The 13,409-nt window shown below is 52.1% G+C and carries 9 protein-coding genes; 5 read left to right on the plus strand and 4 right to left on the minus strand.

Annotation, left to right across the window (positions count from 1 at the left end; translation table 11 throughout):
- Positions 1-233 precede the first annotated feature (233 nt).
- Positions 234-3,176, minus strand: a complete 2,943-nt coding sequence (gene polA, locus DFR47_RS06590; protein WP_113943588.1) for a DNA polymerase I — start codon at positions 3,174-3,176, stop codon at positions 234-236.
- A 503-nt stretch (positions 3,177-3,679) separates the two neighbouring features.
- Here polA and DFR47_RS06595 point away from each other — a divergent pair.
- A complete protein-coding gene (locus DFR47_RS06595) occupies positions 3,680-5,071 on the plus strand; it encodes a dipeptidase (RefSeq protein ID WP_113943589.1) in 1,392 nt (463 codons plus the stop codon).
- 16 nt (positions 5,072-5,087) lie between these two features.
- Complete coding sequence (locus tag DFR47_RS06600) at positions 5,088-5,708, plus strand: ribonuclease D (protein ID WP_113943590.1); 621 nt, start codon at positions 5,088-5,090, stop codon at positions 5,706-5,708.
- Positions 5,709-5,855: 147 nt separating this feature from the next.
- Here the strand turns inward: DFR47_RS06600 and DFR47_RS06605 are convergent, their stop codons facing one another.
- Entirely contained in the window at positions 5,856-6,956 is a 1,101-nt protein-coding gene (locus DFR47_RS06605) for an acyltransferase family protein (protein ID WP_113943591.1), read from the minus strand.
- A gap of 269 nt (positions 6,957-7,225) precedes the next feature.
- Between DFR47_RS06605 and DFR47_RS06610 the strand changes: the two genes are divergently transcribed.
- Positions 7,226-9,628 (plus strand): PBP1A family penicillin-binding protein, encoded by a 2,403-nt coding sequence (locus DFR47_RS06610; RefSeq protein ID WP_113943592.1) that lies wholly within the window; start codon positions 7,226-7,228, stop codon positions 9,626-9,628.
- Here DFR47_RS06610 and DFR47_RS06615 read toward each other — a convergent pair whose 3' ends face one another.
- Positions 9,629-10,093: a GNAT family N-acetyltransferase gene (locus DFR47_RS06615; protein WP_113943593.1), complete on the minus strand. Its 465-nt coding sequence runs from the start codon at positions 10,091-10,093 to the stop codon at positions 9,629-9,631. It abuts the gene before it with no gap.
- Positions 10,094-11,587 (minus strand): glycerol kinase GlpK, encoded by a 1,494-nt coding sequence (glpK, locus tag DFR47_RS06620; RefSeq protein WP_113943594.1) that lies wholly within the window; start codon positions 11,585-11,587, stop codon positions 10,094-10,096.
- Between the two features lie 138 nt (positions 11,588-11,725).
- Between glpK and DFR47_RS06625 the strand changes: the two genes are divergently transcribed.
- Positions 11,726-12,472, plus strand: coding sequence for an SDR family NAD(P)-dependent oxidoreductase (locus DFR47_RS06625; protein WP_113943595.1), 747 nt, complete (start codon positions 11,726-11,728; stop codon positions 12,470-12,472).
- 10 nt (positions 12,473-12,482) lie between these two features.
- Entirely contained in the window at positions 12,483-13,409 is a 927-nt protein-coding gene (locus DFR47_RS06630; protein ID WP_113943963.1) for a carbohydrate kinase family protein, read from the plus strand.

The following is a 13,409-nucleotide window of genomic DNA, read 5'->3' on the forward strand; positions in this document are numbered from 1 at the left end:
CCGCATAGCCATGCTTTCACACATCCGTGACCGGTAACGTAAATAAGCAAACAACAATAAGTGATGATGCTGCGCTACGTAAAGGCGAATGACAAGAAGGTCAATCTGCAACAGCTGATTGTTTCAATCAATTTATGCAGTTGACCTGTTATCCGCGTTTTAAGGCGCTTATGTTGCAAAACCGGAGCTCTGCAACATGTTCTGGTGCCTCTTAATGCATTAACCGCATAAGATCAATGCGCTTCGTCCCAGTTTTGCGCTGCGCGTGCATCTACTTGCAATGGCACGGCCATCGATACCGCCGGCATTGCCGCATTGACCATGATTTCCCGCACAATCTCGATTGTGCGATCAACTTGCTGGTCTTCGACTTCAAAGATCAGTTCGTCATGCACCTGCAACAGCATTTTCGCATCAAGCTTTGCAGCAACCAGCGCCGGCTCCATACGGATCATCGCACGGCGGATAATATCTGCCGCCGAACCCTGAATAGGCGCATTGATCGCAGCACGCTCGTTAAAGGCTCGTACCTGCGCATTGCTGGCTTTGATATCCGGATAGTGAATACGGCGGCCGAAAATCGTTTCAACATAACCGTTTTCACGCGCGGTTGCTTTGGTCGCTTCCATATAATCTTTAATGCCGGGGAAGCGTTCAAAATAAGTACGGATATACGAGCTTGCCTCTTCGCGCGGAATAGACAGCTGATTAGCCAGACCAAAGGCTGAAATACCGTAGATAATGCCGAAATTAATCGCCTTGGCACGGCGGCGCACTTCGGACGGCATGCCTTCCACCGGTACGCCGAACATTTCAGATGCTGTCATCGCATGGATATCGATACCGTCATCAAAAGCTGTTTTAAGCTGGGCAATATCCGCCACATGCGCCAGAACACGCAGTTCAATCTGGCTATAGTCAGCAGAAACCAGTTTTTTACCCTGCGGCGCAATAAAGGCCGTACGGATTTTGCGGCCTTCCGCATTCCGCACCGGAATATTCTGCAGATTCGGTTCCGACGAAGACAAGCGTCCTGTAGTCGTTACCGCCATCGAATAGGATGTATGCACCCGTTTTGTTTCAGGGTGAATATAGCCGGGCAGCGCATCCGTATAGGTGGATTTGAGTTTGGTAAGCTGGCGCCAGTCAACGATCTTGCGCGGCAGCTCATGGCCTTCCGCAGCCAGATCTTCCAGAACCTGAGCCGAAGTTGACCATTGTCCGGTCTTGGTTTTTGAACCACCGGGCAGACCGAGTTTGCCAAACAAAATATCGCCGAGCTGTTTCGGTGAGGCGATATTCATCCTCTCACCGGCCAGCGTATAAATCTCATCTTCAATCGCCACAGCAGATTGCGCCAGTTCGCCGGACAGGCGGGAGAGGATTTGACGGTCAACGCTGACCCCGCGTTCTTCCATCCGTGCCAGCACTGTGACCAGCGGACGCTCCATCCGCTCATAAACCGAGGCCATACCATCGGCAGCAAGGCGCGGTTTCAGCACCTGCCACAGGCGCAATGTGACATCGGCATCTTCCGCACCATAGGCAATGGCGCGCTCAATCGGCACCATATCAAAGGTTACCGCAGATTTTCCGCTCCCCGCCACATCCTTGTAAGGAATGGTTGTATGACCGAGCCAGCGTTCTGCCAATGCATCCATACCATGGGTTCCGGTACCGGCATCCAGCGCATAGGACAGCAACATCGTGTCGTCAAAACGGGCAATATCAATGCCGAGACGATGCATAATCAGCCAGTCATATTTCATATTCTGGGCGATGATCAGCACAGCCGGATTTTCCAGCAGGCGCTTCAGCTCTGAAAGGGCAGAATTTAGCGGAATTTGCCCTTCAATCAGCCCGCCGCCCAGCAAGTCACCCTGACCGGATTTATGTGTCAGCGGTACATAACAGGCTTTACCTGCCGCCAAAGCCAGCGAGAAACCGACCAGCTCCGCCTGCATCGGATCGAGCGACGTTGTCTCGGTGTCAAAAGCGACAAAACCCTGATCAATTGCCTGATCAACCCAGTTTTTGAGCACGGCAATATCGGTAATGCCGATATAAGCAGAGTGATCAATCTTTGCAGCAATGCCTTGCGCTTTGCGCGCTTCAACAAGCGCCAGAGGGCGCATCAAAGTATCACTGTTGTCAGCCTTGTCTGACACGACAGTTTTTTCTGCTGTCGTATCAGCAGCCATTTCCGTACCGCGATCAAGATCAGGCCCGCGTGCTTCCGCGCCCCATTCTGTCTCCACCGTAACCGGCTCAATTTCAGCTGCAAGCGTATCCGTTGCCTCTGCCACACGGCGGGTCAGTGAAGTGAGTTCCATCGCTTTCAGGAAGCCGATCAGCTTTGGCCCGTCCTGCGGCTCCAGATGCAAACCATCGAGGTCCACTTCCAGCGGCACATCATTTTTCAGTGTCACGAGCTGGCGCGCAATGCGGGTCTGATCCGCAAAAGCCATGATGTTCTCACGGCGTTTATTCTGTTTAATCTCGGAGGCACGTGCCAGCAATGTGTCCAGATCACCGAATTCTTCCAGCAATTGTGCAGCCGTCTTTGGTCCGATGCCCGGAATACCCGGCACATTATCAGTTGAATCGCCGGTCAGCGATTGCAGGTCGATCATTTTTTCCGGCGGCACGCCCCATTTTTCAATCACCTCAGGGATTGAAATCTGCTTGTCCTTCATGCCGTCATACATAGAGACCTGATTTGTCACCAGCTGCATCAGGTCTTTATCAGATGAGACGATGGTAACGGTCGCACCGGCCTCTTCCGCAAGGCGGGCATAGGTAGCGATAATATCATCCGCCTCATAACCTTCCTTCTCAATACAAGGCAGGTTGAAAGCGTGGGTTGCCTGACGGATCAGACCGAATTGCGGGATCAGGTCTTCCGGTGGCGCCGTACGATTGGCCTTATATTCCGGATAAATTTCCTTACGGAAAGTCTGCGATGAATAGTCGAAAATCACCGCAAAATGGGTCGGCACGACACCGACATCCGTATTGCGCGCATCTTTCAGGAGCTTCCACAGCATGTTGCAGAAACCCGACACTGCACCGACCGGCAAACCGTCCGATTTACGGGTAAGCGGTGGCAAAGCGTGATAAGCGCGGAAAATATAGCCGGAGCCGTCGACGAGGAAGAGATGATCACCTTTTTTCATGGCAGAAGATGTAAAGCATAAGCATCAAAAAAGAAATCACGCCATGCTGACTGCCCCAAATAAACTTACCATTTTTTCTCCCGCACTTATTGTCTCTCTATAAGCAATAACTTTTTTGTGACTGATACGCCCTGTTTCAGCCCTTGTATTGCCACTTTTCTTAGCCACATTAGCACCATCGACAACATTGTCGGTTTCCGTTTTTCGGCACGTCCCCCGCCGGAAAACCGGGGTGGTAGCCTCCCCCCCCCTCTGGCTGCCACCAATTATTATAAGCCGTTACGGTTCCCCTCACCGTAACGGCTTTCGTTTTTCCGGATGAACCCGAGTTATAGCTTTCGCTTGCGTATATTGTGCCAGTGCGAAGACCGCTCCTGTTTTTGTCACGCAAATACGCAACATCTTCCCTGTACAGTCTCCTTCTATATACGCTAGAATCAAACAGAATTCTTAGAACTCATTCATGCTTTGCGAGTCGAAGCTTGTTTTATCATGAGGGCAACATGTCAGCACTTGAATCTGTTTTGCAACATCTCGATCAGAACCTCGACACCAGTGTCGACCATCTGTTTGATCTCCTGCGCATTAAATCCATTTCAACGGATCCGGCGTTTAAGACCGATTGCCGCCAAGCTGCGGAATGGCTTGTGAAAGATCTGAAAAGCATTGGTTTTGATGCCAGCGTGCGTGACACACCGGGTCACCCGATGGTTGTTGCTCATCATGAAGGTGCAACAGCAGATGCCCCGCATGTTCTGTTCTACGGTCACTATGACGTACAGCCGGTTGACCCGCTGAACCTTTGGGAAAACGATCCGTTTGATCCTGCTATTAAAGAAGTTGAGCCAGGTCGCAAAATTCTGACCGGTCGCGGTACGTCCGACGATAAAGGCCAGCTGATGACTTTTGTCGAAGCTTGCCGCGCTTACAAAGCCGTGCATGGCCAGTTGCCGGTCAAAGTAACCATCTTGTTTGAAGGTGAAGAAGAATCCGGTTCACCATCGCTGAAACCATTCCTCGACAGCCACAAAGAAGAACTGAAAGCCGACGTTGCTTTGGTTTGCGACACTTCGATGTGGAACCGTGACACACCAGCAATCTGTGTTGGTCTGCGTGGTCTGGTGGGTGAGCAGATCACCATTAAAGCCGCCGACCGCGACCTGCATTCCGGTTTCTTCGGTGGTGCGGCTGCAAACCCGCTGCATGTGCTGTCGAAAATTCTTGCCGACCTGCATGATGAAACCGGCCGCGTCACGATAGAGGATTTCTATGAAGGCGTGGAAGAAACACCAAGCCAGATTTTGAAATCTTGGGAAGGCCTTGGCCGTACCCCTGAAAATTTCCTCGGCCCTATCGGTCTATCCGTACCATCGGGTGAGCAGGGTCGCAGTGTTCTGGAACAGACATGGGCGCGTCCGACTGCCGAAGTCAACGGCATGATCGGCGGCTATACCGGCGAGGGTTTCAAGACCGTGATCGCTGCTGAAGCATCCGCCAAGGTCTCTTTCCGCCTCGTACATAAGCAGGATCCGGACAAAATCCGTGCGAATTTCCGCAAATTTGTTGAAGCCCGTTTGCCTGCGGATTGCCGCGTGGAATTCCATCCGCATGGCGGCTCACCGGCGATCCAGCTTTCCTATGACTCACCGCTGGTCACACAGGCCAAACAGGCTCTGTCCGACGAATGGCCAAATCCTGCGGTACTGATTGCCATGGGCGGCTCAATTCCGATTGTCGGTGACTTCGACAAATTCCTCGGCATGGATTCTCTGCTGGTCGGCTTCGGCCTTGAAGATGACCGTATCCACTCCCCGAATGAAAAATACGAGCTGTCCTCCTTCCATAAAGGCCAGCGCTCTTGGGCTCGCATTATTGCAGCTCTTTCTCAGAAATAAGATAACGGAACTTTCAATGACTACTATCCGCGTTCACAAAAACGACCTGCCTGATCTTGAAAATTATCAGGTTGATTCCGTCGCCATTGATACGGAAACACTGGGGCTTAACCCTCTGCGTGACCGCCTGTGCGTTGTGCAGATTTCACCGGGTGACGGCACCGCGGATATTATTCAGATCGAGAAGGGGCTGAAAAAAGCCCCTAATCTGGTCAAACTGCTGAAAGACCGCTCGATCACCAAAATCTTCCATTTTGGCCGTTTCGATCTGGCTGTGCTGGCACATACATTCGGTGTCATGCCACAGCCGGTTTTCTGCACCAAGATCGCTTCCAAGCTGACCCGTACCTATACGGATCGTCACGGCCTGAAAGAAATCTGCTCGGAATTGCTGGATGTGTCTATTTCCAAACAGCAGCAATCATCCGACTGGGCAGCGGAAAACCTGTCTCAGGCACAGCTCGAATATGCTGCGTCCGATGTTCTCTATCTGCATCGTCTGAAAAAGGTTCTGGAATATCGTTTAGAGCGCGATGGCCGTGAGAAACAGGCTGAAGCCTGCTTCAAATTCCTGCCAACCCGCTCAGAGCTTGATCTGATGGGCTGGGATGAACAGGACATTTTCGCCCACGCTTAGAGCATTTCCAGCAAAAGTGCGAAGCGGTTTTGCGTCGGATAATGCGCCCAAAAAAATAGTTACAGCGGTTCCAACAATTCAGCCTTAACTGGAACCGCTGTAAAATACAAAGCCCGCGATATTCGCGGGCTTTTTTTATTATATGCCTTATGCCCGTGCCGGAACTGTACCACTACGGTCTATGATCGCCCATTGAGGCCGCGCGAACAGGAAGCGTCCGTAACCTGTCTTCTCAATCAGCATATAAAGAATAACCGGCAGGATCACGCCCATCAGCATTGTCAGCAGCGAAATCGTGCCGACATCAGTGATAATGCCTGTCTTCAGTAGCACGGTGCGCGTAACAGCCATTGGCAGGAAAAATGCCAGATACACAACAATGGAATGTGCGCCAAGATAGCTCAGCACCCGATGCACCAGATTGGCAGCGCTCAAACAGGCCAGCAGCGATGATACGCTGATAATCGCCAAAGCACCGAGAAAACCAAGGAACAGTGAGACCAGCGGCAATTCACTATAGCCGCCCAGACCACCGGCTTGCCATGCTTGTCCGCTGAGCAGTGAATGCCCGAAACCCGGCACCGGTGTGAAAACCATCTGATATTCCACAAATGCCCAGAGTAACAGGCCAATAACGGCAACAATTTTGTTGCGCGCTACCCAGTCGGCGAAACGGAAAATCTGCGGTGCCAGCGCATAACCGGCATAGAAATAGACAAAGCGTGAGCAGAACTCATCGATCATAATCCAGCCGGTATGGATAGGCAGGATTTCCAGAATAGCGAGCATGACCAGCACCAGCGAGCGCGGCACCTCACGCATAAAACGGGTTGCCAGAAAGAAAAACGGCAGAATATAGATGAACCACAATGTGCCGAACGGCTCGACAAAGGCCATCAGATAAGCACTGATCACACCGGAGACGCCGCCCTCAGCCATGATCCCCGGCGCTTTAAAGACAAACTGGATCGTCAGCCACAGCACATAGAAATACAGGAAATGCACGACTTTACGGTCGAGGTAGCGCAACCACGGACGGTCGATCACCGCACTCAGGAACAGGCCGGAGATCAGGAAAAAATCAGGCATACGGAATGGTTTGGCAAATGCCACGACATTATGCATCCAGCCGGTCTGACCTGCGGCCTCTTCCACGCCCAGTGTTGAATGCATCATTACAACAAAGATAATGCAGATACCTTTGGCGATATCGACCCAATCAATCCGTTTTGTCACGCCTGTCCCCATCTGAACCAATGCTGCTGTTGTTTATAATGAAAACCGGCAGATTTCGAATAGTATTTTCGTAATAATGCCGGTTTAGAAGCAATTAAGGGGCATCTTGAATATAAAGGCGGCTTTCAAAATATTATTGAGCGCATTGTTCTGTTAACAAAATTTTACTGCTCTTTAAACTGCCTCAATTACCATGCAAAGCACAGCGGACATTTTGTTCAGAAATTTGCATAATTTCAAAATGCACACCCTCCATTCTTTAAGCAGGTTTACCAACGCATATGGCTTCCAGAGACTCAAAAGACCGGCGCATAGAACCGTCATTCGGAAAGCCAGAAGCACCTGCTAGCAATAAAGATGAAATGCGGATGGATGAAAGCGATCGTGTGAACGGCAGCGCGGCTAAAAAACGTACACCGCGCTCTGAACGCGCCTCACGAAAATCGAAAAAACGCGAGCAATCTTCCGGCTCGTTCCGCTGGCTGCGCCGTTTATTCTATTGGTCACTGGTCTTGATGCTCTGGGGCGGAATCGCGCTTGCCGGTGTGGTTGTTTATATAGCCGCGAAAATGCCGCCGACCAGTGACTGGGCTATTCCGGATCGCCCGCCGAATGTGAAAATCCTTGATGTAAACGGTAAACTGATTGCCAATCGCGGCACCACCGGCGGTGAAGAAGTATCTTTGCGCGAAATGGCGCCTTATATTCCGCAGGCTGTGATTGCCATCGAAGACCGTCGCTTCTATTCCCATTACGGTGTTGATCCGATTGGCCTCGGACGCGCGGTTTACACGAATATTGCGAAAGGGCGCGCCACGCAGGGCGGCTCGACCATTACGCAGCAGCTGGCTAAAAACCTGTTCCTGTCACCGGACAGAACGCTGGAACGTAAGGTGCAGGAAGTCATGCTCGCTTTGTGGCTGGAGCATACCTATACCAAAGACCAAATTCTTGAGATGTATCTCAACCGTGTTTATCTCGGTTCCGGCGCCTATGGGGTAGAGGCTGCTTCACGGCGCTATTTTGATAAATCTGCTAAAGATGTGAACCTTAACGAAGCCGCCACTCTGGCCGGTCTTCTGAAAGCGCCGTCACGTCTGTCTCCTGCACGTGACCCTAAAGCTGCCAATGACCGTGCCAAGCTGGTGCTGGCCGCCATGCGCGATCAGGGTATGATCGGGCTGGAAGAACAGGCTATTGCAGAAAGCGAACCACCTACACGGGCTGCTGCCTATTGGTCAGGTTCAGAAAATTATGTTGCCGATGCGGTTGTATCGGAATTACCAAAGCTGATCGGTGAAACCAAAAGCGATGTGACCATCCACACCACTGTCGATCTGGATCTGCAGAAAGTCGGTGAGGAAGCCATTCGTGATCTGATTGCGCAAAACGGCAAAAAAATGGATGTCAGTCAGGGCGCTCTGGTTTCGATTGACGGCACGGGTGCTGTGCGTGCGATGATCGGCGGCTATGACTATGCCAACAGCCAATTCGACCGTGCAACAGAAGCCCGCCGTCAGCCCGGCTCCACCTTCAAGCCATTCGTCTATCTGACGGCACTTGAACAGGGACGCACACCGGATTCTGTCCGCAATGATGCGCCGGTGCGGATCGGTAAATGGACGCCGAGCAATTATAACGGCAAATATTTCGGTGAAGTGACGCTGGCAACGGCCTTGTCTCACTCACTCAATTCTATCGCTGCGCAGCTGGTTATGGAAGTTGGCCCGCAGGCTGTTGTTGATACCGCACATCGTTTTGGTATCCAATCGAAGCTCACAGCCAATGCTTCGCTGGCTCTCGGCACCTCGGAAGTCACCCTGATGGAACTGACCGATGCTTTTGTGCCTTTTGCCAATGGCGGCTATCGTGCGCCGGTGCATATGATTACCAAAATCACCGATGGTGATGACAAAACCCTCTATGATTATCCGGCAGAACAACAGCAACGCATCATTACCGAGCAGGTGCTGGGTATGATGAATGCGATGCTGCGTCGTACTGTTGAAGACGGCACAGCGAAACGTGCCAAGTTTGGCAACTGGCCGGCCGCTGGTAAAACCGGCACCAGCCAGAGCTCGCGTGATGCGTGGTTTATCGGCTACACCGCCAATCTGACCACCGGCGTTTGGTTCGGTAATGATGACGGTAAACCGACCAAGAAAATCACCGGTGGCGGCCTTCCTGCAATGGCATGGAAAACCTTCATGACAGCTGCCCATAAAGGCGTACCGGTGGCTGATCTGCCAAGCACCTATGAAATTCAGAATGTTCTGCCGGGTGGTAGCGACGAATTGCCGGATGCATCCGCCAGTATCGGACAGCAGCCACCGGCGCTGGATAATAGCGGCTATCCGGCCTTGCCGGAAAATGATGACAGTTACTGGCCGCCTGCGCCGGGCACGCCCCGTCAGCCGGACAGCGCTACGCTGCCATCACAAAGCGGTCAGCCTGTTCAGCCGCCGGTTTCCATACAGGAGAATCCGGCACCAGTTCAGAACAATAGCGGCTATCCGTCACCACTGCCTGATAATTCCGGTTATCCGGTGCAGGACAATAATGCACCGCCGCCTGTAGCCGGTGATCCTGCCTATGGCGGTCCGCGTCCGCAAGGTGATGTTGGCGGGCAGCCGGTGCGCAAAAACACCACGCTGCTGGATGTGATTATGGGCAACGGGGAATAATTATAACAGTTTCTTCATCGGGAAGGCCGGATTACCGGATCTTCCCGTTTGTGGTTCTCCGTCCGGCAGATAGCCGATTGTTTCATAAAACAGTCGGGCAGTCGCTGTACTGGTCAGGCGGCATACGACCTGTCCCTGTTCTTTCAGCCAATCTTCCAGCACGGCCATCAAAGCCTTGCTAACACCGCGATATCGGAAGTCCGGTGAGACATAATTGAGCAAAACACCCTCTGTGGCCGAGACTGCGCCAACACCGGCAATTTGGTCGTCAATCACTGCGACCCGATAGGTCTGGCCAGCACGTGCAATCCACGCGTGCAGATTTTCAAGCGTTTTATTGGCGAGCCACGGGTCTAAAATCTGCGGATCATTGTTGTGATCAGCCACACAGAGTTCTGTGATAGAGCGCCGCAAAACAAGACAAATTTCAGCGGCATCATCCTGTCTTGCAGCGCGTATTTCCATTTATTTGGCTCTTAATGTGCTACGCACGGATTTATGCCAGCCATTGATCTTACGCTTGCGTAATGCCGGTTCCATGACCGGTTCAAAACGCTGTTGCTGCTGCCAATCCTTGGCAAAATCCTGCATATTGCCCCAGAGTCCGGCCTTCATACCTGCGAGCCAAGCGGCACCAAGTGCCGTGGTTTCCAGAATAACCGGGCGATCCACCGGTGCGTTGAGAATGTCCGAGAGATTCTGCATCGTCCAGTCGGAGGCAACCATGCCGCCATCGACACGCAAGACAATATGATCCGTATTGGCTTTCCAGTCTTTATGCATTGCTTCAAGCAAATCATGCGCCTGATAAGCAACGGATTCCAATGCAGCCTTGGAGATTTCCGCAGGGCCTGAATTGCGCGTCAAACCGTAGATCGCGCCACGTGCTTCCGCATCCCAATGCGGGGCGCCTAAGCCAACAAAAGCCGGCACCAGATAGACATCCTGTGTCTCATCAGCTTTGAGCGCCAATTCACCGGTTTCCGCTGCAGTTTTGATAATTTTCAATCCGTCACGCAGCCATTGCACCGCAGCACCGGCGACAAAAATCGACCCTTCCAGCGCATAAGTCACTTCGCCGTTCAGACGATAAGCAATGGTTGTCAGCAGACGATTGCGCGACAAGACTTTATCCTTGCCCGTATTCAGCAAAGCGAAACAACCGGTTCCGAAAGTGGCTTTCAGCATACCTTTTTCAAAACAGGCTTGCCCGATCATCGCCGCATGCTGATCACCGGCCACGCCGAGAATAGGAATTTCAGCACCGAAAATACCTGCTTCCGTCACGCCATAATCATCGGCGCAGTCTTTCACTTCCGGCAACATCGCACGGGGAATATTGAACAGCTTCAGCAATTCAGCATCCCAGTCATTTTCCGCAATATTGAACAGCAATGTGCGGGAAGCATTGGTGGCATCGGTCGCATGAACCTGTCCACCAGTCAGCCGCCAGATTAAAAAGCTGTCGATCGTGCCAAACAGCAATTCACCTTTTTCCGCTTTTTTGCGCGCACCGGAAACCTTGTTCAAAACCCATGCCAGTTTGGTTGCAGAGAAATACGGATCAAGCAACAGTCCGGTCTTGCGGCGGATGCGCGGCTCCAGACCTTTTTTCTTGAGCTTCAAACATTCTTTTTGTGTGCGGCGATCCTGCCAGACAATCGCATTATAAACCGGCTTGCCGGTTACCTTATCCCAGACCACCACGGTTTCGCGCTGATTGGTAATACCAATGGCTGCAACATCAGCCATGGTCGCCTTGGCAGTTTCGACGGCCTGCTTGCAGGTCGCGACAACACTTTGCCAGATTTCTTCCGGATCGTGTTCGACCCAGCCGGATTTGGGATAATGCTGCGTAAATTCCTGTTGTCCGAGACCGGTGATCTTATGATTTTGATCGAAACAGATGGCTCTGCTGGATGTTGTACCCTGATCAATCGCCAAAATCAGTTTCGACATAAATATCTCCAGTTCTTAAAAACATACTTTTGAAATTATACGCTTAATGTTTCAGTGCCAAATTTAAACACGCCTTGCAAATTGTAAAATCTATAGTGATAGTGTCCACTTAAAATTAGTGACAAAGGCCCGATTAAAATGACTGATACGCCTAAAAAAACCATCGTACTGACCGGCGCAAGCCGCGGCATCGGCCATGCGACTGTGAAGCGTTTTTCGCGCGCAGGCTGGCGTGTCATTACCTGCTCACGTCAGGACTTCTCCGACAACTGCCCTTGGCCTGCTGGCCCTGAAGATCATATCAAGGTTGATCTGGCTGATCCGGAAGATATCGGCCGCGCCATTGCGGAAATCCGCCGTCGTTTGGAAGATAATGGCGGCCAGCTCAATGCACTGGTCAATAATGCCGGTATTTCACCAAAGGGCACCGGTGGCCGCCGCCTCAACTCCATTGAAACTCAGATGGCGACATGGCGCGATGTGTTTCAAGTGAACTTCTTTGCGCCGATTATGCTGGCGCGTGGCTTGTTCAAAGAGCTGGAAGCCGCGCAAGGCTCCGTGGTCAATGTCACGTCGATTGCCGGTAGTCGTGTGCATCCGTTTGCAGGCACAGCCTATGCAACATCCAAAGCTGCGCTTGCTGGCCTCACCCGCGAAATGGCTTCTGACTTCGGCCCGCATGGTATCCGCGTGAATGCGATTGCACCGGGTGAAATTGAAACCTCAATCCTGTCTCCGGGCACAGAAAAGCTGGTAGAGCAACTGCCACTGCGCCGCCTTGGTCAAACCTCGGAAGTGGCAGAGACCATCTATTATCTGTGCACTGAAGCCTCATCCTATGTGACCGGCTCCGAAATCCACATTAATGGTGGTCAGCACGTTTAAGGGTGTGAGCATGATCCTCTGCTGCGGAGAAGCGCTGATTGATATGCTGCCGCGTGAAACACGCGACGGCGCAACAGGCTTCGTGCCTCATGCCGGTGGTTCAGTCTTCAACACCGCCATTGCCATTGGCAGATTAGGTGCTAAGGCCGGATTTTTCTCCGGCCTGTCGTCTGATTTTCTTGGTCAAATACTGCGTGACACATTGCAACAATCCCGTGTTGATACGCAGTTTTGCGCGATCTCAAATCAACCGACGACACTTGCCTTTGTGCGGCTGCAGAATGGTCAGGCGAGCTATAATTTCTACGATGAAAATACGGCCGGTCGTCTGCTCAATGCTACCCAGCTACCGGAACTGAGTGATGATGTCCGCGCTCTGATGTTCGGCGGTATCAGCCTCATTCCGGAGCCTTGCGGCAGCACCTATGAAACGCTGATGCGGCGCGAAGCCCCGCATCGTGTGACCATGATTGACCCGAACATCCGGCCGAATTTCATTCCTGACAAAGCCGCTCATATGGCACGGATCAAACGCATGATCACACTGGCAGATATTGTCAAAGTGTCTGATGAAGATCTGCTCTGGTTTGATGAAGGCTCAGATCAGGATGCCATTGCCCGCAGCTGGCTGAAAACCAACGGTAATAAAATCATTATCATCACCAAAGGTGCAGAAGGGGCAGATGCCTATGCTGCCTGCGGTAAGGTGAGCATTCAGGGTGAGAAAGTCACTGTGGCCGATACCGTCGGCGCCGGTGATACGGTCAATGCCGGTGTGCTGGTCAGCCTTGAGGCGCAACGCTTGCTCGATAAGCAATCGCTGTCTGCAATCTCGCAAAAACAGCTTACCGAAGCTGTTGCCTTTGGCATGAAGGCCGCTGCGATCACCGTGTCACGCGCCGGTGCCAATCCGCCATGGGATTATGAAATGAAATAA

The organism is Pseudochrobactrum asaccharolyticum (assembly GCF_003314995.1).
In the GTDB taxonomy this organism is placed as follows: Bacteria; Pseudomonadota; Alphaproteobacteria; order Rhizobiales; family Rhizobiaceae; genus Pseudochrobactrum; species Pseudochrobactrum asaccharolyticum.